Origin of the sequence: Oscillibacter valericigenes (assembly GCF_021531435.1) — a bacterium.
GTDB lineage: Bacteria > Bacillota > Clostridia > Oscillospirales > Oscillospiraceae > Oscillibacter > Oscillibacter valericigenes_B.
In genome coordinates this window covers 1-23,926 of sequence record NZ_JAFBIS010000028.1, presented here as the reverse complement: position 1 = coordinate 23,926, position 23,926 = coordinate 1, and the positions used below count along the sequence as shown (strand labels likewise).

Annotated in this window: 21 protein-coding genes; 2 read left to right on the top strand and 19 right to left on the bottom strand. The window is 53.6% G+C overall.

Annotated features, from left to right (window positions below; genetic code table 11):
- Both JQM68_RS13975 and tnpA read right to left on the bottom strand, forming a co-directional pair.
- Positions 1-44 (bottom strand): helix-turn-helix domain-containing protein (locus JQM68_RS13975; protein ID WP_412758474.1); only part of this gene is annotated, 44 nt, incomplete at its 3' end.
- 268 nt (positions 45-312) lie between these two features.
- Positions 313-699, bottom strand: coding sequence for an IS200/IS605 family transposase (gene tnpA / locus JQM68_RS11920; RefSeq protein WP_268821510.1), 387 nt, complete (start codon positions 697-699; stop codon positions 313-315).
- Between tnpA and JQM68_RS11915 the strand changes: the two genes are divergently transcribed.
- Positions 596-1,774 (top strand): RNA-guided endonuclease InsQ/TnpB family protein, encoded by a 1,179-nt coding sequence (locus tag JQM68_RS11915; protein WP_235223227.1) that lies wholly within the window; start codon positions 596-598, stop codon positions 1,772-1,774. The genes tnpA and JQM68_RS11915 overlap by 104 nt on opposite strands.
- 122 nt (positions 1,775-1,896) lie before the next feature.
- Here JQM68_RS11915 and JQM68_RS11910 read toward each other — a convergent pair whose 3' ends face one another.
- Together JQM68_RS11910 and JQM68_RS11905 are read right to left on the bottom strand one after the other, a co-directional pair.
- Entirely contained in the window at positions 1,897-2,505 is a 609-nt protein-coding gene (locus JQM68_RS11910) for a sortase (protein ID WP_235223226.1), read from the bottom strand.
- Positions 2,495-3,487 carry a Cna B-type domain-containing protein gene (locus tag JQM68_RS11905; protein ID WP_235223225.1) on the bottom strand — a complete coding sequence of 331 codons (993 nt, stop codon included), beginning with the start codon at positions 3,485-3,487 and terminating at the stop codon, positions 2,495-2,497. The genes JQM68_RS11910 and JQM68_RS11905 overlap by 11 nt, the downstream gene beginning before the upstream one ends.
- A gap of 129 nt (positions 3,488-3,616) precedes the next feature.
- Between JQM68_RS11905 and JQM68_RS11900 the strand changes: the two genes are divergently transcribed.
- Positions 3,617-4,753, top strand: coding sequence for an RNA-guided endonuclease InsQ/TnpB family protein (locus tag JQM68_RS11900; protein WP_268821509.1), 1,137 nt, complete (start codon positions 3,617-3,619; stop codon positions 4,751-4,753).
- Positions 4,754-4,909: 156 nt separating this feature from the next.
- Here JQM68_RS11900 and JQM68_RS11895 read toward each other — a convergent pair whose 3' ends face one another.
- From JQM68_RS11895 to JQM68_RS11825, 15 genes are all read right to left on the bottom strand, one after another.
- Complete coding sequence (locus tag JQM68_RS11895) at positions 4,910-5,734, bottom strand: class C sortase (protein ID WP_235223224.1); 825 nt, start codon at positions 5,732-5,734, stop codon at positions 4,910-4,912.
- A 79-nt stretch (positions 5,735-5,813) separates the two neighbouring features.
- Complete coding sequence (locus JQM68_RS11890; protein WP_235223223.1) at positions 5,814-7,268, bottom strand: SpaH/EbpB family LPXTG-anchored major pilin; 1,455 nt, start codon at positions 7,266-7,268, stop codon at positions 5,814-5,816.
- A 48-nt stretch (positions 7,269-7,316) separates the two neighbouring features.
- Positions 7,317-11,579 carry a DUF7601 domain-containing protein gene (locus JQM68_RS11885; protein WP_235223222.1) on the bottom strand — a complete coding sequence of 1,421 codons (4,263 nt, stop codon included), beginning with the start codon at positions 11,577-11,579 and terminating at the stop codon, positions 7,317-7,319.
- A 152-nt stretch (positions 11,580-11,731) separates the two neighbouring features.
- Positions 11,732-12,325, bottom strand: coding sequence for a signal peptidase I (gene lepB / locus JQM68_RS11880; protein ID WP_235223221.1), 594 nt, complete (start codon positions 12,323-12,325; stop codon positions 11,732-11,734).
- Positions 12,322-12,822 carry an ANTAR domain-containing protein gene (locus JQM68_RS11875; RefSeq protein ID WP_235223220.1) on the bottom strand — a complete coding sequence of 167 codons (501 nt, stop codon included), beginning with the start codon at positions 12,820-12,822 and terminating at the stop codon, positions 12,322-12,324. The genes lepB and JQM68_RS11875 overlap by 4 nt, the downstream gene beginning before the upstream one ends.
- 1,408 nt (positions 12,823-14,230) lie before the next feature.
- Entirely contained in the window at positions 14,231-14,425 is a 195-nt protein-coding gene (locus JQM68_RS11870; protein ID WP_235223219.1) for an S-layer homology domain-containing protein, read from the bottom strand.
- A 616-nt stretch (positions 14,426-15,041) separates the two neighbouring features.
- Positions 15,042-15,374, bottom strand: a complete 333-nt coding sequence (locus JQM68_RS11865) for a helix-turn-helix domain-containing protein (protein WP_235223218.1) — start codon at positions 15,372-15,374, stop codon at positions 15,042-15,044.
- Between the two features lie 38 nt (positions 15,375-15,412).
- On the bottom strand, positions 15,413-16,879 hold the full coding sequence (locus JQM68_RS11860) for an ATP-binding protein (RefSeq protein WP_235223217.1): 1,467 nt from the start codon (positions 16,877-16,879) through the stop codon (positions 15,413-15,415).
- 838 nt (positions 16,880-17,717) lie between these two features.
- Positions 17,718-18,977, bottom strand: coding sequence for a type II toxin-antitoxin system HipA family toxin (locus tag JQM68_RS11855; protein ID WP_235223216.1), 1,260 nt, complete (start codon positions 18,975-18,977; stop codon positions 17,718-17,720).
- A complete protein-coding gene (locus tag JQM68_RS11850; protein ID WP_235223215.1) occupies positions 18,977-19,300 on the bottom strand; it encodes a helix-turn-helix transcriptional regulator in 324 nt (107 codons plus the stop codon). The genes JQM68_RS11855 and JQM68_RS11850 overlap by 1 nt, the downstream gene beginning before the upstream one ends.
- A 150-nt stretch (positions 19,301-19,450) precedes the next feature.
- Positions 19,451-19,804 carry a YolD-like family protein gene (locus JQM68_RS11845; protein WP_235223214.1) on the bottom strand — a complete coding sequence of 118 codons (354 nt, stop codon included), beginning with the start codon at positions 19,802-19,804 and terminating at the stop codon, positions 19,451-19,453.
- Positions 19,805-19,930: 126 nt separating this feature from the next.
- Positions 19,931-21,424 (bottom strand): Y-family DNA polymerase, encoded by a 1,494-nt coding sequence (locus JQM68_RS11840; RefSeq protein ID WP_235223213.1) that lies wholly within the window; start codon positions 21,422-21,424, stop codon positions 19,931-19,933.
- A gap of 15 nt (positions 21,425-21,439) precedes the next feature.
- Positions 21,440-21,700, bottom strand: a complete 261-nt coding sequence (locus JQM68_RS11835) for a PH domain-containing protein (RefSeq protein WP_235223212.1) — start codon at positions 21,698-21,700, stop codon at positions 21,440-21,442.
- Positions 21,701-22,276: 576 nt separating this feature from the next.
- Complete coding sequence (locus JQM68_RS11830; RefSeq protein WP_235223211.1) at positions 22,277-23,515, bottom strand: IS256 family transposase; 1,239 nt, start codon at positions 23,513-23,515, stop codon at positions 22,277-22,279.
- Positions 23,516-23,653: 138 nt separating this feature from the next.
- Positions 23,654-23,872, bottom strand: coding sequence for a type II toxin-antitoxin system YafQ family toxin (locus JQM68_RS11825; RefSeq protein ID WP_235223210.1), 219 nt, complete (start codon positions 23,870-23,872; stop codon positions 23,654-23,656).
- Between the last annotated feature and the right edge of the window lie 54 nt (positions 23,873-23,926).

Genomic DNA, 23,926 nt, shown 5'->3' with positions numbered 1-23,926 from the left:
TGAGCAGGAGTTGGATATATACGGAATTTGTAGCCTTGTTCCATGAATTATCACCAGTATTATAATACCATATTAAGAGTACAAAACCAAACAAATGTTCTATTTTTAAGAGAAAACTTCACTGGTGGCTTATATCCCCATGCCTAAAGGCAGGGGCTTTACGCCGCTTTCGGTAATAGCTGTCAACCAGAATCTGGGGTTTTCTTTATGCCAAAAAAAGGCGGAACATTTTTGTTCCGTCTTTTCTTGCCCTCTATCCACACGGCAGAGTACTCCGTCTGAATTTTTAATTCAGACGGAGGTGAATGCCCATCACTCCTCCGCCCCCTGGTTTTGAATGTATTTTTTAACAGCTTCCGCTGACCGGTCGCTCACCGTGGCGATGAAATAGGAAAGGCTCCAAAAGTAGGGCTTCCAATAAAACCTGCTTACTTCCTCTGGGAAGTTCGAACGAACCATTCTGGAGGAAGCCGCCTTGAAAGCATTAACGAAGTTCGCAAGATTGATTTGCGGTGGTGCTTCAAAGAGAATATGGATATGATCCGGCTGTGTGTTCATTTCGGTGAGCACACAGCCCATTCTTTTGAAGTAATCTTTGTCGAAACAAACTGCGCAGCATGTATTGAAGCAGGTCGCAAGAGACGTCAAGGGCTTCTTTGCATCGTTGAATGCGTATAAGCAAAACCCTTCTGCATTCATGGGGAAGCCTAATATCCCCGGTTATCATAGAAAGGGTGGTCTTTCCACCATCACTTTTACAAACCAGGACTGTGTTGTATATTCCAATGACGATGCTGCCTACATGAAGTTCCCCGGCACAAAAGAGCGGCTGAACATGGGAAAGTGTCCTGTTGATGGACGCCTTAAAGAAGTCAAAGCAAAGCCTTACCACAACATTTTTATTGTTTACCTCACGTTCGATGATGGGAAGCCGGGGCCTGTTATGAAGGAGCAACCTGAGCGCATCTGTGCGATTGATTTTGGCGTAGAGAACCTTGCAGCTATTACGAACAATGTCGGCTTACCATGCCTCTTGTTCAAGGGCAGAGTTCTGAAATCCCAAAACCAATGGTACAACAGGCGCATGGCGAATATTGCAAGCAAACAGATCATTGGCACCACAGATAAGTTTCAGCCGACACCGGAATCACAGGCCGTTTGCGTCAAGCGAGAAAACCAGGTCACAGATTTCTCCAGAAAGCTCTGCAAACGCATTGTTGACTGGTGCATGGAGAATGGCATCGACACCATTGTTGTCGGAAACAACTCTGGTTGGAAGAAGAAATCCGATATGGGAAAGAAAAACAATCAGGAATTTGTTCAGCTTCCCTTTGCCCGCATCATCCAGATGCTGGAATTGAAAGCCTCGCAGAACGGTATCCGAGTGATAAAACAGGAAGAGTCATACACTTCGAAAGCGTCTTATCTGGATAATGACCATATTCCTGTTTACGGTGAGAATGATGGCGATGCTGTATTCTCTGGTAAGCGAAAGCCGTACGAGTATAAAGGGTTTAGGAAAAAAGATGGCTTCCGTGGCCTTTACACATCAAAAGATGGCTCCGTGGTGAATTCCGACCTGAATGGCAGCGCCAATATCGGGCGGAAGGCATTACCTGAGCTGTTCACCGGTGTTGTGGACTTTTCAAGCGTCACTGTCATCAAGCACCCGGATTATGACTTCCGAAAAGAAAACCAGAAAAAGCAGAAGGCCAATGCCAAACCCAGCAAGTCAAAGGCTCGCCGTCTTGCGGCAAAAGCATTGAAAAAGTAATCCCACTGGGATAGGAGCTTCGTGAATAGCTTTGGTGGGGTAACACCCATCAGAAGCCCTTCTCCCTGCGTCCAGAAGCCCCGTCTGAAAAGACGTCGCAGACGGATGTCAGGCCGGGTAATTCACACCATTCGCTGGCACCGCACCGTCACTCGGCTCTTACCGCCGTAGGTACAGGTAAACAGGGTCAAATCCCAGTCGCCGGAAGTCATCTTCTCCACGTCATACTTGCCCAGGGTCTCCAGTTCCGCCACGGCGTAGCGGAACACATTTCCCTCCATGTCGGTGAAGCGCACCTCGTCTCCGGGCCGCAGCTCCTTCAGGCGGCCGAAGTGGGACTTGTAGTTGTGGGCCGCTACGACCATGTCATCCTGATAGGCAGAACCGCTGTACCGGCAGGGAGCCACCCGCAGATCGGGATAGCTCCAGCTCTCCATTACTGGCAATTCCAGTCCCAGGAGCGGCAGCTCCAGTACGCCGATATAGTCGCCGCCGTCCTCCTCCACCGCAGGCATTTCCAGGTCGGGGGCCAGGAGATAGTCGGGAAGTTCTCCCGGTTCCGTGGTCTCCGCTTGCTCTGAACAAACGACCTCCAGCTCCTGTAGAGCCTCTCCGGCGGAATTCGCGGCCCGCTGCTCATCCCACAGGTTGAAGCAGGCAAGTAAAAGGGCCGCTGCTATCAGCAGCAGCCCTCCAGACATCAACCTGGTTCCCTTTCTCTTACGTTTCATTCCGTTCCTCGTTTCGTCGTCTGTCCCAACCCACCAGAAACAGCGCCATACCGCCGCAGGCCAGCAGGGGCACCAGCCACCAAAGCGTCCCCGTCTGGGGCAGGGACGGGCCCGGCTCCGGCCCATCGGGATTTCCTTCGTCTGGTTCATCCGGGCCACTTGGCTGGTTCGGGGGCTCAGGGGTCGGTTCTTCGGGTACATCCCCCTGCCGGGTGTTGGTCACTACAAAAGTGATCCCCTCCCGGGTAACGGTCACCGTATAGCTCTCGGGAACATCGGCCTCCACTATCTGCCAGGTGTAGTCCCTATCTAGGCCGCTCCAGGTGTGGCTCCAGCGATTCTCTTCACTAAGAGTAACAGTATCGTACACGTTTCCATTCCGCAGCAACTGCACGGTGACGCTTTCAGGCCGTTTCTCCGCACCGCCGTCATCCCAGACTTTCAGAACCTTGCGTGTTACGGTTCCGCCGTCATGCTCCTCATTTTCCTGTTCGTACTTGGGGTCGGCCGTCACCTCATAGACCCAGTTGTCCTTCTCATCCAGTCCAGGCAGGCTGACCAAGAACGGCTCCGGTGTATAGGTGATCCTGCCGGTAGTATGCTTCTCTCCGGTGACCAGGTACATGCCCGGCTCCAGACGGGTGAATGTCACCCGTCCATTTGCGTCCGTCTTTCCTTCGGCCAAGGCCTGTAAGCCGTCCCGGGCCGCATAGCCCTCCAGGGTGGCCGCCAGCGCCCGCCAGCCCGCCTGATCCGGCTGATCCAGCGACACGGAATAACCCTTGAAATCGCCGGTCAGGGTGTATTCCCCGTAGGAGGACACCTCCGCCACCCGATAAATTTGGAAGGCAGCGTCCTGGCAGGGGTATTGGATCGTCAAGGATACCGGCTTGCCGGTGTCGATCAGCCCCCGGGCCAGTGCCGCCGCAGGCAGCAGCAGGCAGGCCAGAACTGCGCAGGCCAAAACTCTGTACCATTTCATTAATATAGCGCATGGAGACCCGTGACTTGAGTCGTGGGAGGAAATGCGCCGATTGTTTTTGCCATTATCGCTCTTATTATGAAACATTTGTTTGATTCCTCCTTTGCTTTGTGGTAGAATGATAATAGTATGAAAGGTGGTGAAATAGTGAATCTAACGCTCACTGCGAAGGTCAGGATACTTCCAAACGAGGAGCAGCAATCTCTTCTATTGAAGACCCGAAAAGCATACATGGATGCCTGCAATGAGGTGTCGGACTATATTTCCAGCACCCACATTTTGAACGTTGCCATGTTGAACCAGGCGCTTTACTGTTCTCTTCGGGAGAAGTATGGACTCAGGTCCCAGATGGCACAGTCTGTTCTGAGGACTGTAGTTGCCAGGTATAAAGCCATCCTTGAGAATCAACACGAATGGATCAGGCCGGAGTTCAAACATGCAGAACTGGATCTCGTCTGGAACCGTGATTACTCACTTAAAGCTGAAGTTTTTTCGGTCAACACCCTTGAAGGGCGTGTGAAGTTCCCGTTTTTCTCTCAGGGTATGGAGTCCTACTTTGATGGATCCTGGAAATTTGGGACAGCAAAACTGGTTACAAAGCACGGGAAATGGTTTTTCCATATTCCTATGACGAAGGACATTCCCGAAGTCTCTGATGCCGGCATCTCCAACATCGTTGGCGTTGACCTTGGCATCAACTTTCTCGCCGTTTCTTATGACAGTCAGGGAAAGACGAAGTTCTTCCATGGCCGGCACATAAAACAAAAGAGGGCGCAGTATAAGAAGACCCGGAAAAGTCTCCAGAAGAAGCGGACGCCATCCGCCCGGCGCAGGCTCAAAAAGATTGGGCAGAGAGAACACCGTTGGATGTCTGATGTAAACCATCAGGTATCGAAGGCACTCACTGCTCAAAATCCCTCCGGGAGCCTTTTTGTGCTGGAGGATCTGACCGGAATACGCCAGGCGACCGAAAAAGTCGCACTGAAGCATCGTTATGAAACGGTCAGCTGGAGTTTCTACGACCTGCAGGAAAAACTCCGGTACAAGGCGCGCAGGAACCACTCTGCCGTGATCCTTGTGGATCCGAAGTATACCAGCCAGAGATGCCCGAAATGCGGGCATATCCACAAGCTGAACCGGAATAAGAAGACGCATATCTTTACCTGCAGGAAGTGCGGCTACCAGTCTAATGATGACAGAATCGGAGCAATGAACCTGTACAGGAAGGGAATCGAGTACCTTTGGAGTACAGTTGCGGCGGGGTAAACCCCATCGCAAAGGGTGCAGTCAATCACCCCGATGTAACACCAACTCAAGGAAGGAGCCCCTGCGTCGTTCGCACTTCCGGGTAGTTACAAGCTCGCAACTTCAGTCGTGAGCATTTGACTGAGGATTTCCTCCTATCAATATCAGGATAGCCTCTTACCGTTTTTCCTTCCTCGGTTTCCTCAGCAGTATCCAGAGCATGAGAAGCAGCAGGATAGGTGCCGCCACCATCGGTGCAACGACAGCCGGTTCGATCTGCATGGCGTCCGCCGTGACCCGGGCGGAGCTGGCTCCCGCCTGATTTTCAATGCGATGCCCCCGGACCAGCAGCCGGTGGGTGTTGATGCCGTAGGGTGTGCAGGTGACCAAGGTGCAATAGTCCTGGCCGGGGTCGATGGCCAGGGGCTCCACCTCATGGGGTTCCACGATAAGGATCTGGTCCACCTCATAGGTCAGCGTCTCGTCCAGGACCCGAAGCAGAAAGGTATCCCCCTCACACAGTTGGTCCAGGTTGGTGAACAGCTTGGCGGAGGGCAGGCCCCGGTGGCCGGAGAGAACGCAGTGGGTCCCCTCCCCTCCGGTGGGCAGAGAGGTTCCGGGAATGTGGCCCACGGCGACCTGTAAAACGCCCTCGTCCACGCCGTGGTAGATGGGCAGGGAGACCTTCAGCTCCGGGATCTCGATGTAGCCCATGGCGCCGGTGCCGTCCAGGTTCAGCAAATCCTCATACTCTGCCAGGTCCTCCTCAGACTGGACCAGCGGATTCTCCTGCCGGGCCAGCCGCCGGTTGTAGTCCTGGGCAGCCGTCCACAGCGTCTCGTAATCGGTATTGTCTAACGCAGCCACCTCACTATCGTATGAGGCGATGGCTCGGGACTGGTGGAAGGAATTCCAGTAGTCGCTGACAGTGGGATACAGCAGCAGGGAGAGCCCTGTCAGGAAGACCAGTATTAAGATGACGGTCGACAGGCGCTTTTTCATCACAGGGTTCTCCTTGCTGCTGCCTCCCCGGGCGGCAAAAGCCTCCCGGGGGGCAGCGGTGCGGTTCAGATGTAAAGTGTTACTTCTCAGCGCTCATGCGCTTCCTGGTGACCAGCAGGACGCCGGCACCCAGAACCAGGATGGTGCCCAGGACATAAAAGATGGTGGTGCCTATGCCGCCGGTGGAGGGCAGCACAGAACCGGTCTGGTTCAGGACCTTGACTTCGTCCACGCCCTGCGGTGTTTCGGCAGTTCCATTGACCACACCATTGTCACCAATCACGATGGTAATGGGACTAGCAAGTATATTGTAGCCATCAGGAGCCTTGGTCTCATCCAGGTAGTAAGTATCAGCGTCCAGGCCCTGAATAGTGAACTTACCCGTGGCGTCGGTGGTAATCTCGGTGACGGTACTGTTCTCACCAGTCATGGCCACGCGGTATACGTTGTTGCCCTCAGAAACCAGCGCGATGGGGGTTAACTCGTCGTCGGTGTTCTTGCTCAGGGTAAATGTGGCGCCAGCCAGTGCCTTCTCCGTTTCGCCTTCCCTGGTGTACTTGAACACATCCACGTCCCAGGTGTAGGTCTTGGTCTGACTGTCGGGGGTATACTTGGTGTTGCTGCTGTCACCGTAGCTGACCTTGCTGGTGTTGGGGTTTCCCTCACCGGCGATGACAGCGTTTTCATTCAGGGTGGCAGTGTAGGAGATCACGATTTGGTCATTGGCTTTCAGCGTGTCGCAGAAAGCCTGAGTGAAGGTCACGTCAAAAGTGTCTCCATCAGCAGCAGGTGCAGTAACGGTGTAATTGGATACGTCCACGGCGGAGCTGTTCAGAGTAATTCCAGTAACACCAGTGTACGTCAAACCCGCTGACATGGTGTCGTGGAACACATAGTTTTCCGCGCCAGCCTGGGCGGTGATCGTGCTCTTGAAGTTCACGGTCTGACCGATGTCGGCGTCGTTCTTCTTACCGTAATTGCCGGTGGAATCCTCCTCCACGGTCTTGACGTTCGTAGGAGCCTCGTTCTTCTCCTCTACCACGGCATCAGGATTGGTGGTGTCCAGAGAGCACAGGGTGCCCAGGGTTGTATCCACCAGGTAGTAGCCCAGCTTGAGGTTCTTAAACTTTACAGTGGAGTAGGTTGACCCCTCAGCAGCGGCAGAGGCGGTAGCGGTGGCATCGGCCGTCATTTTAACAGCCTCGGCCTGAGCCAGCTCGGCAAATGCCGCAGCGTCGGCACCCTCCACCCAGGTCACATAGCCCTGGGTGTCAAAGCTGACATAGGAAGTCTGGGTTTTCAGCCAGTTCTCCCAAGCGCTGTTGGCTTTGTAGGCATATGCGCCGGCATCCTTGTTGTAGCTTTCCAGGTACAGAAGCTGATACGCATTGTAGATCTGCTCAGGTACGGCGTCGTTGATGGTGATGGATCCGCCGGTCAGCGTACCCTCCTGGGCAGCAAAGGCAGGGACGGTCAAAACCAGGGCCATGACCAGGGTCAGCAGAACGCTGGCCAGTTTTTTCATGTGCTTCATGGACTGTTCTCCTTTCAAATGTCTCTTAGGCGGTCTTTGCAGGAAAATTCAGCAGGAATTCGCCCTACCTCCTTTCCCACGGGTCTTGCTGCGATGCAGCAGGAGCAGCGCACCTGCCGTCAGGCAAAGCCCTCCCAGGGTATACCAGAGTGTACCCGTGCCGCCGGTCTGCGGCAGCTCATACATCGTGGTATTGGTATAGAGTACATTCTGCCGGGCTCCACTACTCGGGATGCTGCCCTCTGCCGTACGGCTCTCTTCGGCCCTGCCGGCATTGACCTGGACCGTAGTCTGACAAGTTTCTGGGCTCTCCACCTCTGTGATCGTGTATTTTGTGTTATAAGGGAGGTACTTTATAATAATGTACTCTCCGTTCTTCAAGGTGAAACTGCCTCCATCGAAAATGATTACATCAGACAGCAGATAGTTTCCATGCGCATCATACTTGGAGTAAGAATAATCATCGGGCAGAGAATTGCCATTCGAGTCCGTGAGACGAATATCAAAACTGTATTCATAATCGACGCCCTCATAAGGACCCACGACCTTCTTTTCCACCCGCAGCTCCCCGGTGTTTTGTTCCGGGGTAACGGAGGAAACGGAGGGCAGGGTAAACTGCATATAGCAGGAGGAACCGGAAGCGCCCCGCTCCGTATAGAAAAAGCTGAGCGTATGGGTCCCGGCAGTTCCTTTTTCAATATAGTCCCACAGGTTAACGTACTCGCCGACAGAGGAATGAACGCCGCCGATGTCGCAGATGAGCCTGCCATCCAGGAATACCCACATGTCATCGTCGCCGAAGAACAGGTACTCCAACGGCCCCACATAATCCTCCACCAATTTGAACTGAACGGCGAGGTTCATACCGAAGTAATTGTTGTGGGGCACCCCGTTGTCACTGGCGGGGTAGTGTTCCGTTCCGCCGCTTCCGACGGCGTAAATATGGGTGCCGTCCCCGCTTTTATCCGGACCTGTTTTGGGATCGTGGCCCTGCACATAGCCGTTGTGGTAATCATAGGCGCTGTCCAGGGGCCAGAACTCGTTGGCGTAAACCATTCGCCCGGGATAGTTCCTCTGATCCCAGTAGGGCGTCTCACTGAACGTATTCAGTTCTCCTGTGACGGCGGCTCCCGACCTATTGGTAACTCTTTCCAGCGTATAGGTGTCCCCCTGCCGCTGGAAATTCATCCCGTAGCCGAGATGCGCCGTCTTTCCGGCTGCGGTGCCGGTGCCGAACAGAGCCGGTGCCTGAATGCCATTGGAAAACCGGACATTGCCGTCCCCATCCATGCCGGAGGCCAAGCCAAATGTACAGCCGCCACCTCCAGTGTTTCGGTTGATTTCATTGAACTTATTCGGTTCGTTCTCTCCCCATTTCATGACGCCCAGGGCCACACGGGTATTGTTATTACCGAAAGCCAGCTTGGTTCCGGAACCGGAATGATTTCCCGGTGAGTTGATCCCCTGCTGGTCAGACCCGGTACTGTTGTCCGTCTTGACATAGTAGGTGCCGCCGGAGTTGATCGTGCTCAGCGCATTTGTCTGATTTTTGGCATCCTCCTCCGTGCTGAAGATCTTGCCGTTGGTAATATCGTAGTCGTAAAAATTGACATCATTTTGATACTCGCTTTCCGTGATGGCATATACCAACCGGATCACAGTGTCCTCGGCGATGAGAATGGTGGTTCCATTTACGGATTCAGACCGATTCGTGAAGTGAATCGTAGGTTCATAAACCTCCCAGTCCGTCTGATCTGTGCTAGCCGGGTCTTCGCCCGTTTTCAGTACCCAGACCTCTTTGAGGCTATAATTGCCGTTCTCATACAGGCTGTTGAAATAAGTCAGATTGGGAGCAGAGATATATTCGCAGGTCCGCTGCTGGTATACTTCCGTCAGAACATTATCCATGGCAACGCGGTTGTTCTCCATGGCCAGGTATTTCATTGACAGAGTCTCACCGTTTTTGGGCAGTTTACCGCCGCCATTCTTGCCGCCACTGTCCGTATCAATAATGCTCAGCGCTCCCGCATTTTCATTCTTCCAGCGGACACGGGGAATATAAGCGTAATACTGCACCGCGAAATGGGGGTTCGCCGTCCGGGACAGCGTCACAGCCATTCGGCTTGACTGCAGCGTAAACCGCACCACCGTTCCAGCGGCTTCATCCGCGGCCACCAGCGCACTGTCCGTCTCCGTGACCTCGCCGTCCGTATCCTGCAGAACGGAAATACGGATTGCCGTTTCTGCCATCCGTTCCTCCACGGTCCGCTCCGCCTCGTCCTGCTCCTCAACAGTCTGGATGGCAGCAGGCGCATCCACCGCCTCGGTCTCTGGAATCACAGCCATCATCCTTGCACTCATGACCGCCGGAGCCTCTTCCAGTGCCGGTTCCTCTTCCTGGCTGATAGAGGCCTCTACTGTTGCTTCCTTTGGACTCAGCTCCACGGTGACTTCACAGCCGCTCACATCCAACTCCATACCGTCCTGGAAGAAGCAGAACTCATACGCCAGAACGCTGTAGAGTTCCTCCTCGTCGGAATGGATGGCCGCGTACTCCAAGGCGTCGCAGTAAGCCTGACTGTCCTCCTCTTGGGGGATGACGGCCAATACCAGTTCTCCGGTTCCATCGGTGTCTCTGACCGGATTGGCTTCCGCCGCCTCCTCGGATGTGGGTTCTTCGGTCAAAAGCGTCTCATCCGTCTCCGCGTCTGTCCCGGTCTCAGCGACTGACGTCTCTCCTGTTAACTGAATTGTCATTTTGACGGTGCCGTCATCATAGCGGAAGAGATAAGTGGGGACGGCCCCTTCGTATTCCTCCTGTTCGGCAGGTATGAGCACCGCCTCGTCAGGCAATGCCGAAAGACTGCCGTATAAGGCACCGTGTCCATTTTCCATTTCCACAGCGCAACACGCATCCGTATGGACATGCTCCTCCATGCCGCAGATCAGATTGCCTTCTGCGTCATAGCAGTTCTCATCGTGGCAATGCTCTTCTTTGCCGCAGATATACACTGGCTCATTCGATTTTACTTCCTCCGGGAGCTGCAACAGCCAGGATAACGTGATCATCCCTTCGTCATTGCGTGCGGCTGCCTGTCTGGCCTTTTCCAGCGTTTCGCCGCTGCCGGCGGTGATGATAACGCTGCCTTCTGCGTCCAGATCACCTTCTTCAAAGACAAAGAAAACATCCTCAGTGTCCTCTTCATAATAAGACGTGCCGTCCTCGTCAGATTCAGCTCCGCCGGAGAAGTGGATCAGCGTCGATTCCAGCGTTTCCTCTTCACTGTTCCCTGAGTCTGAATCACTCTCTGCGGGTTCCGTAGTGCCTTGCTCATCCATGCTTCCGGAGTCTTCCTCCTCAGAGGGCTTAGTTTCTTCCAAAGCGGAGCCATCATCCGTGGTTTCCGTCGGTGCCGCGCTTCCCTCGTCAGCAGACTGCGGCTCTTCTGGCGTCACAATAGTTTCGTCCTGGTCTGTCGGAGTCTCATCCGGGAGTTTCGGGGTATCTCCTTCGGTCGCAGAAGTTTCATCCGGCGCCGCCGGTGTCTCCTCCGGCAGTTCCGAGGTGCCTCCTTCGGTCTCAGGAGCTTCATCCGGCGCCGCCGGTTTCTCCTCCGGCAGTTCCGAGGTGCCTCCTTCGGCCTCAGGAGCTTCATCCGGCGCCGCCGGTTTCTCCTCCGGCAGTTCCGGGGTATCTCCCTGTGTCTCAGGAGTTTCGCCCGGCACCGCCGGTTTCTCCTCCGGCAGTTCCGGGGTGCCTCCCTGGGTCTCAGGCGCTTCGCCCGGCACCGCCGGTATCTCCTCCGGCAGTTCTTCCTCAATCTCCATCGGAACCATTTGTCCGACACCATTGACCCAGGGCAGGGTCAGGGTTGTGGTTTCCTCCGAAGTGGGCAAGCTAAACCAATAGCCTACGGTTCCATCTGCGTTGTATTCTCGGTGCAGTGCAATTTCCTCTCTGTTGTCGTCTTTGATGTACGCGGTATTCTCCTGATCAAATGCCTCGCTGAGCGCTTTTTCGTAAAGTCCTGCGTTGTCCTGCCTGACAGCCAGATAAAACACCGTTGATTCCGCATCACTGTCCGGTTGGGCAATCACATGCAGTGTCAATGCATCACCCAAAACAGCACTTGTTTCCTCCGCCTCCAATTGTGGATTGTCCTTCTCCAGCGTGATAGCCGGCAGGATCAGAGCATAGGCCGTGCAGAATACCACTACGCAGGCCATACCACTGACCACCCGGTGCCACAGTTGCTTCTGTCGCCGGTTCTGGTAAAATTGTGCTGCCCGCTGAAGCAAGCTGTTTTTCATACCAGTCTCTCCCTTCTCCGAAAAGTTCACCGAAACCATGTAATATGCAAGAACCGCTGTGTTCTATTAGCAAAATGGGACTTAGCACAAAGTGCCCCATGTTTCCGGCCGCCGTGTCCATGGCGGTCAGCAAATTCTGATATTGCGGCGGCTCAGTTCAGTCCGCCCAGCGTGTTCAGGGGCCAGACCCGGAACACGATTTTTCCTAAAATCTGCTCATCAGCCACGCAGCCCACCGCCGAATGGCGGCTATCTACAGAGCTGGAACGGTGGTCTCCCATCACAAAGTAGCGGCCGTCAGGCACCTGATAAGGCAGCTTGATATCGCAGTCGCCAAAAGCCTTCTCCGTCAGATAGGTCTCATCTAACGGCTCTCCATCCACATAGACGGTACCATCCTCGCTGATGTCCACCCACTGGCCGGATTCTGCGATGACCCGTTTCACCAAGATTTTATTATTATAATAGAAGGCAATCATATCACCCTGGCAAAAATCAGAACCCTTCACGGAAACCACGATTTCCCCCTCCTCCAGAGTCGGGGTCATGGAGGAGCCGTAGATCTGCAGCACTGGCAGCCACAGGGTAGCCACCAGCACCACCACAGCAGCCACGATAATCAGAGTATAGATGGTACTCCGCATGACCCGGCCGTAACGGCGGCGGTATTTCTCCCGCGCCAGCTCTGCCTCCAGTTGATTGACGGTGGGGCGCTCCGCCGGAAGGGGGCGCTTACTATGCGTCATACTTCAACGCCCTTTCCGCCCCTGTTTCCCAGGATTTTCCGCAGCTTCTCATGGGCAGTGCAGGACACCACTATCCGCTGCTGGTCCATGGTCGGGCACCGATCCGTCTCCTCGTGTGCAGCGGGAAGCTGCTCCTGGTACTCTTGGGGACTTTTTTCCATGGGGCAGCAAGTTTCCTGAGTCTCCGTCATCCCCTGATCGGTGGTCTTGCTGGTCTCCTCCTCCATCCTGCGGCAACTCTTTTCCTGCTGCCCACTGAGGCGCTGAATATTCTCCAGATACTGCGCCGCCGCATCCTGGGCTGCCTGGAACACGCCATTGATCTGCAAAGAAGCCTCGGCGATGGACCCAGCCTGTTCCAGTGCAATGGTCCGATCCTCCAGGCGTTGCTTCAGCTGAGCGATTTGGCTGCGCAGCTGTTCGTTTTCCTTCTCCTGTGCAATCAGCAGTTCCAGTAAATCGCTGCGGCGCAGTTTTTTCAGTTCCTGATCCGTCATATCTGTTTCTCCTATTCCCGTGGTTTTTTCATCCGTAAATCTTATAAAAGGCGCTGTAAATTTACGCACTTAGAGGGCAGCTATATATTGCTACCGCAATGGGCAGATCAGCCTGGCAGATTTCAAGCAGCCAATTGACATAAACCTGAAAGAGAGCAACCGGGGGTAAAGAAAGGCCGAGCAATTCCGCGTTAGAAAGTTGAGAAACAGTACGCTGCTCTGTTTTCCGATTGCAAGGGCAATGTTGTTAAACCGCTGCGCCTGTCTTTGGGTGCCTACATCATCCAGGCAGAATATGGATATTGCATATCCAGAAAAACCATACCCGCAGTACTTCTGAGGCTATCCCGGCTGTAATGGTGAAAAGCTGCCCTATCTTTGATGGTGTTCTTTCGCAAGCGGCTGGCACTGGAAATTCTCGGCAAGATCAATAAGATAATCGTATGAGATGCGAAGGAATATCAGGAAAAAATCCAAGAAGCTTCCGGATGTTCTCTACCATCACGCATGAAGGAAGAAATCCCACACTTATCGTGAGCGTGCTCGGAAGGATCACCTGAAATACAAATGTATGGAGAAATGCTGGTGAATATACTTATAAGGAATGTTTTTCTGCGAATCCGACAGGATGCCCTTCCAGAAGGCATTTTTATGATACTTCAAACCTTGAAAGAAAAAACACGGATTTTGGCAGCGTACCCAAAAAGTTTCTTAATCGTCAAATCTCCCGGCGCATAAAAACGCTGGCTCAGCAATCCTGCTGGGCCAGCGTTCTTCAATCTGTCGGTATCTTGCACTCGTCCGGTGCGTTGGCGGACGTGAGTTATTTCGTCCACATCGAATCTGTCTGGTTTAGGGTGGGAGCACTCCGTAAGGCCCAGAGCAGATAGTGGTACGGACGTTCAATCTGCATATGCCCTTGGAACCGAAGGAGATGCAGAGGCCGAAAACAAGCCGTTCTCCCTTACTGGCGACTCGTTCCTCAAAATCATTGTAAGGCATGACATCCGCAAACGCAGGTATGATGAAAACGGCGTACTGAATATCGGGATTCTTGACTTTTTTCTGGATGAATCCATCATGTGAATTACCCCACCTGAAAAGACGGCCGCAGACGGATGTCAGGCGGGGTAATTCACATGGGGTACATTTTAGATGCTTTACATCGTTCACGCTTTAAAGTGTATCCCATATAGGAAAGTCTTGAGGAATGTCGAGACTTCTCGACTCTCCCCGAGACAGTATGCCATATTTTTTACCGTCGGTACAGGTACTATAAAGGCAATAGCAAGAGCGAAAGAAAACTCAGCTTTTCAACCGTTGGGCGCTTCGTACAGCAAAAAATCCGCCCCCGGCGTATTGCCGGGGGCGGAAGTCCGCGGGATAGTGCTTTTTCGCGTTCAGATTTTTACGCCAGCGTGCCCATGGCACGGCCAGCCAGAGCACAAGCCTGACCGCGGGTGACGTTGACGCCCAGGTCAGCGTTGCCGGCATCAGTGCCCTTCAGGATGCCGTTCTGGGCAGCCCAGGCCACGATATCCGCCATGTCGGCAGGGATGCTGGAGGCATCGTTAAAGCTGTTCAGGATGCTGGTATCTTCCAAGCGGGAGAACCGGCCGCAATGTACAGGGCCTTCAACACTTCACCGCGGGTAGTTGTTCTCTCCTTTATATATAATGTATATTCAGATTTCAGGAAGTCTCCTTCCGTTGATCCCTTTGTATCGCCGCATACCGTTCCGTGCAGCGCTCCTTCGTCCTGCCGGCGCACACCGGACAGCCGCATTTTCCCTGTCCTGACCGGGAGTAGACCACCGCTCTCCAGATGTGCCCATCCGGGCCCTTCTTGTGGCTACCAAGGGCACGTCCCCCGGCGTTAATGTGCCGTTTTTCATAGGGTGCCATTGATTCAGCAGTTCCCCGCCGCCATGCTCTTTGCAATAATCGTACAGTGTCTGCTGCAATCAGACCATTTCTCCCAACCTGGCAGGTCCTGTGTTCCCGCCATCCGTTTTAGGCTGCATTTATATGACAAATTATAGCACGTTTTTCCTTATCTGCAATAAGTATTACATTGATATAGCGCACAAACGTTTTCTTCCCATGTTGGAAAAGCACCTGTGTGATCATCGCAGAAATCCCCGGGACCGGCGTAAAAGCCGCCAGTCCCGGGGATTCCATCTCAGTTTGGAAAATCTTGTCAGTTTCTGTGTTTTCCGTCTACGCCGTCTCCCGCAGGACCCGCTTCAGTGCCGACGCCACCTCCAGCAGCACCCGCCGTTCCCGCAGGGAGCAGTCATCCAGCAGCTCCTCGATGTCCTTCAGGAAAGCGTTCCGATCCGCGGGCTGGAGCCCGCTGAGCAGGCAGTCCGCCGTAACATGCAGCGCCCCGGCCACACGCACCAGCGTCTCCAGACTGGGCCGCTTGAACCCCCGTTCAATATGGCTGATGTAGGGCACTGACAAGTTCGCTGCCTCAGCCAGCTGCTCCTGAGTCATGCCGTTTTTCAGTCGGATAGTGCGGATACGTCCCCCGATCTGATGATTGTCCAAATCCACGCCCCCTTCCTGTCGTTTGTTGCTCGCGCTCGTCAGCACGCCCCGTTCTGCACCTCTTCCCACGTCAGCAGGCGGATCGTGGGCACAGGCAGATCACGGAACCAGCGGCGGCTCAGCATCTGGGCGAAACCCTGCACGTTGTTCCCGTGGCTCTTTGCCACCAGCACCAGTTCATCCAGATCCAGTCCGTCCTCAGCGGCGACCAGGCCGTACATCGCCAGCTGGGCCAGGTCCAGCACCTTGCTGGCCTGGGCCTTCGTCTCGTACAAGACCGCCCTGCCGTCCGGCAGACGGGTATAGAGATCGGTGCGGACAGCCTTCTTATTCACCAGCGGCAGGGGCATCTCCAGATTTGCAACGCTGGCGGCGCCGGACGCCTTCAGATGCTCCGCCATCTGGCGGCACATGGCCAGCTCCGCGCTCTCCTTCTGCGTCTTCGGCAGGCACACCTTCGGATCCGGGCACAGCTTCCGCACCCAGGAGAGTAGCTGGATGAAGCGGGGGTCGCCCAGAACCATATAGTCCTTGTCCGGCGTGGGATTGGGCAGAGCCTCCCGGTTGCCGTCTACCATCCGCAGATTCACCTGCAGCAGAAACGGGTTATACGTGGGGTGAGGCTGGTTCCAGACCTCCTTGAACAGATTCGCCTGAATGAGCCGCCCGTTCAGGTAGACCATGAGACCGGAGGACGTGATGTTGCACTTATAATACTTCTGGGTGTCCGGATGCGGCGAAACAGCTCCCATGGCATAGTCCGCCATAAGCTTCCCCTGCCCCAGATTCAGCTCCTCACCCTCCTTTCTGAGCACGATCTGCTTCCAGTTGGGCTGGATGGGCTGAATGGTACGGGAATCCTCTTTGCCGCTCAGGAACTTCCAGTGCAGAGTCATGCGCACATCCTTCAGCAGCGGCCCATAGGTCACCGCCAATTCCTCCGCCAGGGTATCCATGCACTCCTCGTCCGTCTTCACCCACTTCGGGTCAAGGCTTTTGAACAGTGTTTTGGTAACAGGCACGGAAATCAGCGTGCCCGTCCCGGACGACAGCTCTCCGGGCCAGGACTCCTCCTCCGTCCGGCAGACGGCGTAGTCGATCTCCTCCTCCCGGTAGGGCGCCTTCACCCGGACATACCGTCCGGGGCAGGCCGTCACGCGGCTGTACACCGCCCAGGTGTCGTTGTGGTAATCGCAGCTGGCCAGAGCGGATTTCAGGCCAATGCCAAACTGGTTGTGATCCCCGGCCACGCTCTTCCCGGGCTGGTGTCCCACACTGAAGACCCAGGACAGGGCCTCCTCGGCGATACCGTCGCCGTCGTCCTCCACCGTCATGATGAAGCCGCGCTTAGTGTTCTGGATCAGGTCGATCCGAATCTCGTGGGCGTGGGCGGAAACGGCGTTATCCAGGAATTCTTCCAGAATCTTGTCCAGTCCAATATGACTGGCGTTCAGGATCGTCCACAGGACGGCCCGCTCGGGAGCAAATGTCTTCTGTTCAGCCATAATAAAGAACCTCCGTCATTTTCAGATATTGTTTGAACAGGTATGGATGCGCGGTCTCTCAGAAAACAGGCGGAGCATGGCTTTTCTCGTTCACGGGTGTTCCTCCTTTCGAAAATGGCAGCAAAAAAGCGCTGTGCAGGTTATCCCAACACAGCGCCCTTGCAGCTCCATTTTCCAGGAATATACCAAGTAACCCCATCTTGATTTTTCAAGCTGGAGGATGGTATAATACACCCGTAGTGTAGCCGTTTGGCTATTATGTGTGGTGGTACAGACACCTGCATAGGCGTATGGGAGTTGCCGCTCTCATACGCTGCTACTTTTTTTACTTGTGGTTATTATATCATACTTAGCTGGGAAAGTCAAGGAAAAATCGAACAAATGTTTTTCGTGTTATTTGCAACAGCAAATTCAGTCCCGGTAATGTACCTACTCTTACAAACTCAGGATCGTCTCCAAATCCGCTCTGCAAGCAGTCAAAAAGAGACACAGAAATTTGAAATGATTTCTCCCACTCCTTACGGATAGGGCTTGCGGCGGGCACCTCCAGCACCAGTGCAAAAAAGCGCCTCGAACGAGGCGCTTTTCCTTGTTTCCGGGCCTATTTCTCCTCCGGGATGGCGCACCTGCCGGAGTTCGGGGCCTCCCTCAGCAGCTTGCCGGTCTCCTTTCGCCAGTTATATTGCAGCTCGCAGGAAAATTGTTGGCACAGGACATCCCGTTGTATTCCGTTTCTTGTTCCCTATGCTGACAACGCACCCATACCTCCGCGGGGCCGTCATCCCCCGGATAGTTCTCCAGAATAACCCTGTTTTCCAGTTGGATGTCCCAGCCAAAGTCACCGTTCCAAAGAGAACGCTGGGCGCATGTACTCAATGGCTTCCCGGCCGAGTCTGTAATGCTCTGCCAACCGATCCCAGTTTGCCTGTACCGTGTCGCAGATCTCAGCGGCAGCTTTCCCGGCATCCTTATCTTCCAAGCCAAAGTATTCCGCAACCTCCAGCGCCAGATGCAAATCGATTGTGTTGTCGTATTCGCTTACATTCAGAGAAAGTCTGTCGCCGAAGGGTACCGGGTTCACATCGAACAGAGGAGCAAGCCGCCAGCCAGTGCTTGTCAGAATAAATCCATGGTTGCGCAGGTGGTCATCTGTGTTGGAGACCGCCATACTGAACACGATTCGTTTCCACAGCTCCGCCAGATCCTGCTTGGGTTCTGCACCATTTGCTCGAATGAATGCTGCCAGATCCAAGTAGCTGGCCCCATCTGCCGCAGAGGCTCCGTCTGTCTTACCCAGCAACGTCATAGCCGAGGCGAAGTGGATACGCTGCTTACCAGCGCGGTCAAAGCGCTTAACCAGAAATGTGCTTCCGTTTTTCGAGAATGTCTCCAATTTCGATTCAGGCACATTCAGCCCGCACATTCGGGCCAGGTCATGTACGACCTTCTCCCAGGCGCCGCTGTTGTATTCATCATGCTTAGAGGGAAACTTGGCAATCCAAAGAGAACCATCCGTTGCCTGGACAGTGGCCTTGGGACGGGCACCGCCCAGCGATGAACCAGGAGCCAACAATTCCCGCAGCCATTTTTCTTCCAGGCCGCTGTCATCATTTTCAAATGCAAAGGATGCGTTTTCCAGGGTTCGCAGGCTCACCCAAGGCGGGGTCGCAAATGCTTTATCGTTGGACAGGAATTCTCCCCCCTGCTCCAGGCTGAAACGCAGTGCGCCCATCCTGGACTCATCATATACACCCAGAAGAAAGTCACTCTCCGTGAGTTTTCTGGGCTTACGATCTTCCTTCCGTGCATCGATAGCCTCTTTCCGCTTCATCAGAAGGCGTCCCCAGCGGTCCGGACAGGAGTCCGCAAACAGGCCGAACAGGTTCTTGCCCAGCGGAGTATACTGTCGGCCACTATACAGCGACAGGTCTGGGTCCAGGGAACAGGCCCCTTCGCACTCTGTCAGCCACTGCGGGTCATACTCAAAAGAGAAGGTCTCCTGGCCACGGATAAAATCGACGTGTAGTGTGCCAAAAAGAGAAGGTGTTTCTTCACGCCAGTTTTCATATACATAAATGGTCTTTTCGTCTTGTGCCATTATCGATCACCTTTCTTGGGAGCTCGTCTCCGAGTGGTCAAGGCCAGATCCTGCATTTTTCTGCCAAGCTCATCATCCTTTGCAATCAGCAGCAGATCGGTATCCAGATTATTGAGCGCGTGCAAAACCGCCGCATAGGAACCGATGGAAACGGAGGGAGCACCCTTTTCGATAGCAGTCAATGTCTGGCGGCTGATCCCGGCCCGTTCTGCCACGAGCTGCGAAGACAGTTTTCGGCGCAGTCGTGCAAGCTGGATCTGTTTGCCCATCTGCTCCAGCACTTCTTTGGTTTTCGGCATAATCACTGCCGCTTTTTTGCTCATATAATCGCCTCCGTTTTAATATATATTATAATAAACAATATATGCAAGAATGTCAATTTTTATGATTATTATTTTTGTCAACCGGCATACTCATATTGATGTTATCCATTATCTTGCGGCTTCATGCGTTGATTTTGCATTGCAGGAGATTTATTTGATCAGATCTCCCATGATGTCCTGTATATCCGCAAATGGAATTACTTTCCCGTTGACCCGAATCGTTTGCCCAACGGGGTCAATGGTCTCTACCCTGCCGCTGGTCTCGCAACAGCATCCCATATGCCTGCCAGACAGGTCTGTGGTGTCTTCCTGAAAATACATGACACAGACTTCCATGCCTTTCAGAACCTGGGCCAGCTTGGCGGACAGCTTCTCAATTTCCCCCTCCGATGGGCTTGGGCGCTCCACGCGTCGCATTTTCCATCCTTCCCGGGCAATTTCCTGTTCATATCCGCGAAGCGCGGCAAAGGGGGAAAAGATTTTCGCCCGGTTCTCCAGCGGCATACGGGGATGCTTCAGTAAGGATTCCTCACCTGCCGGGCGTGCGGCGTGGATGATGTCCGCATATTTCCGCGCTGTCTCCCGCGCTTCTTTGGAATCCATATAATTCACGATCGTGCACCCCTGTACTCATTTTTTGTGTCCGCCGATTTGGTTGTTGCGCTCCCTCATGGTAGCACCTTCTTCAAAGTTCACGCCTTTCAGTATGGCGTTCTTGCTGTACTTCTTTTTGATGGCCAGCATCGTCTCCTGCAGTCTCTTCTCCTTCTCCAATTTTGCGGTATCCGTAAATAAGTCCATCTGGACGACGCCGGTATCCGGGAAAATGCGGTTGGCGTTTAGCATCACCCGGCGCACGGTGAGACGCTTGTCTGTAATGCGCTCGAACAGCTCCATGACGGCCGCCATAAGCTGACTGCTCAGGTTAGAGGGCGCATCCAGCTTTACTGTGCCATGTGCGCCTACCGGGATCTTGCGGTCGTAGTGGTCGATATAGATTTCGCCGCGGTAACTGCCGTTATCCACTGACTCCCGGTCATAGCTGATGGTCAGGGTCAGGGAATCCGTCACTGCTTTCCGCTCCACCAGCTGAAACACCAGCGAATCCACCATCTCCCGGACGATGATCCGTGCTTTCTCGTAAGAGTAAGGACACGGAAGCACCTGCCCTTCACAGATGCTGTTGAACTCCGGACGGTACTCCTTGATGTGCTGGATAGTGCATGGCTCGATCCCAAATGCGTGGTCGATCAGGATTTCCGCGTCAACGCCGAAGGTCTTGTAGAGCCACTCTTCCTCGGAAAAGGAGGCCCGGGCCAGCTCGCCCATGGTGCGGATGTTGTGACGCTCCAGCCGTGCGGCAGTGCCCGGGCCGATGCGCCAAAAGTCCGTCAGGGGCCTGTGATCCCACAGCAGGTACCGGAAGGATGTTTCGTCCAGCTCCGCAATGCGGACGCCGTCCGCGTCGGCAAGCACCTGCTTGGCAGAGATATCCAGCGCCACCTTGCAGAGATAGAGATTGGTGCCGATACCGGCAGTCGCTGTGATACCCGTCTCGTAAAGCACCTCCCGGATCATGGTTTTCACCAGTTCCCGTGCGGTCATATGGTAAGTCTCCAGATAAGGAGTCAAATCCGCGAAAATCTCATCGATGGAGTAGACATGGATGTCCTTTTCGGATAGGAACCGCAGATAGATAGCGTATATTTTTGACGACACTTCCATGTATCTGGCCATTCTGGGCGTGGCCGTGATGAAGGACAGTGCCAGAGCAGGGTCTGCCGCCAGCGCGTCGGCGTTAAAGGATTCACCGATCAGGCAGGGCTTCCCGTCCTTCGTGCCGGCTTTCCCGCAGCGGACTGCCGTCCGAAGTCTCTCGGCGTTGATCTGTTCCACCTTCTGCTTGACCTCAAACAGCCGCGGGCGACCGGGGATACCAAGGGCTTTCAGAGAGGGCGACACCGCCAGGCAGATGGTGGAATCTGTCCGGCTGGCATCCGCCACCACCAGGTTGGTGGTCAGAGGATCAAGCCGCCGATCAATAGTTTCACACGAGGCATAATAGGACTTGAGGTCCACGCAGCAGTAGGCACGGGACTTATGTTCTGTATCGTGACCTTCCATGCTTTTTCCTTCCTATCAGCTTGGAACTTCAACGTACCAGCGCCCGATCCGGCCGGTGAACAGCGGATCCACCTTCTCAAAGAAGAGGTGCCGCTCCTGCCCGCCAGCAACCACTGTGTAGCAGTCACTGCGGAAGTTCCCAACGGATTCGGCGGGCCGGAAGTCCCGGATGCTCTCGATGGGAAATACCTTACCATTGGTCCAGACAATACTCTTTGGCTGCATGTAGCCTGTGGCGTCAAAGTCGGATGTGACCCGGACATATACCTTTTTCATGTCGGCTCCCCTCCTCTCTTTATGCAAACGCTTCTTTCTCAGGTGACATACTCCCCTTTATTATAATAGAACTAATGTTCTATTTTTGACTCCTCCCACCGCTTACGCAGTGGGATTCCAGAGTACGTAGTAGGTGCCATATGAAGCCTATCAATAGGCTATCACTGGGAACCTAAAATCCTATGGAATCTTGTAGCGGCAATGGTGACGACTCACTCATTAGCGCCGCAGTAGGCGGGAGCCTTTGCCTTGTGGTGTTCGAGAATTATGCGATATGTTTAATGCCCATGCTGCTGGGTGTAATCAAAGAGGAAAGTCGTTGCACTTCTTTGTTGTGCAACTGAAGGAAGCTATCGTAAGATTGGTTGCAGCGGTTTACATCCTCTGCTTTGGGTCTGTCCCAAATTCTGTGTAAACACCGAAATGCGGTGCAAATAGAGCAAAATTTATTCAAGGCGGAAGTGGCGCAAGCTGCTGCCGCCTTGTTTTCAAAATAGCAGTGGATAGTGGGCATGTCAAGGGCGGGGGCGCCAGCCCCCGTTCATCTTGACCCTTGACATGCCGGTATGCAGCAGGTTATTCCGGCATGCGATCAGCAAAGAATACTGCCAGCTGAGCATGAATCATGCTCCAGTCCTGTCTCCGGCCAGTCCATTTCTTTGTGATATCGATCATGGCCAGATACAGCATTTTCAACAGGCTGTCATCGGTGGGGAACACGGATTTTGCCTTGGTTACTTTCCGAAGCTGACGGTTGAATCCCTCAATTGCATTGGTCGTATATATCAAGCGACGAACCTCTTGGGGATACTTGAAATAGGTACTCAGATTGGGCCAATTATCCCGCCAGGACTGAGAAATTTTGGGGTATTTCTTGTCCCATCGCTCAGCGAAGGTGTCCAGTGCGTCCAAAGCGGTAGGCTCATCTACCGCAGCGTAAACAGCCTTCAAATCGGCCATGAGTGCTTTCAAGTCCTTGTAGGATACATATTTGCTGGAATTCCGAAGCTGGTGAATGATACAGTTCTGAATCTCTGTATTTGGAAACACTGCTTCAATCGCAGCGGAAAATCCGGTCAGATTATCCGTACAGGCAATGAAAATATCTTCTACGCCCCGGTTCCTCAAGCCGTTGAGCACCGTTGCCCAGAATTTGGCACTCTCATTTTCACCGACCCACATGCCCAAAACATCTTTTTTGCCGTCCAGATTGATACCAATGGCTATGTATACGGCCTTTTTGACGATTTGCCCCTCACTGCGAACATGATAGTGGATGGCATCCAGGAAAACCACTGCGTATACGCTTTCCAAAGGCCGCTGCTGCCATTCTTTTGCGATGGGAAGGATCTTATCCGTAATGCGGCTTACAGTTGTATCTGAGACTTCTACGCCGTAGATATCCTGAATATGCGCTTCAATATCACCTGTGGTCATTCCTTTTGCATACATGGACAAGATCTTTTCCTCGATGTCCTGACTGATGCTGGTTTGGTTTTTCTTCAGCACCTGAGGCTCAAACTCGCCTTTTCGGTCTCGAGGCACCGATACCGCTACATCTCCAAAGCTGGTCCGCAGTGTTTTATGACTGTGCCCGTTGCGGCTGTTATCTGTGTCCTTATTCTTGTAGTCATACTTGCTATAGCCCAGTTCATCATCCAGCTCTGCTTCCAGGCCATTCTCCATGAATTCTGAGATTGCCTCCTTAAACAGGCTCTGAATGTCATCCATGCTGCCGATGTTTGCCATCTGCAGCAGTTCGCGGATTTTCTCCCGCCGGGCGTTTTCTTCTGGGGTACGATTCTTTCTGGTCATATGTAAAACCTCCGATGTGGTGCTTCTATTCTACACCACATCGGAGGTTTACACAAAATTTGGGATGGTCTCGCAATACAATGAAAAGCGGCGAGTCTCGAAAGGCTCGCCGCTTTTTGACAATGTATCTTCTTTTTTCTAAAACAAATCACTGTGTGTACCTGTCCGGATCAAACTCAAAATCAGTTTCTCCTTCAGAATCTTGTAAACCAGCAACCAGTCCGGCTCGATGTGGCACTCCCTCATACCCTTATAGTTTCTGGAGTTCTGCAACGCATGATCCCAGTATGCTTCCGGCAGAGGCTGCTCATTGCAAAGCAGATTGACGCTCTCCACGGCTAAAGCCGGGGGATTCATGGTTCGTCGACGACAACCTCAGAGGCACGGAAGCATCCGAGGAATTACATCATC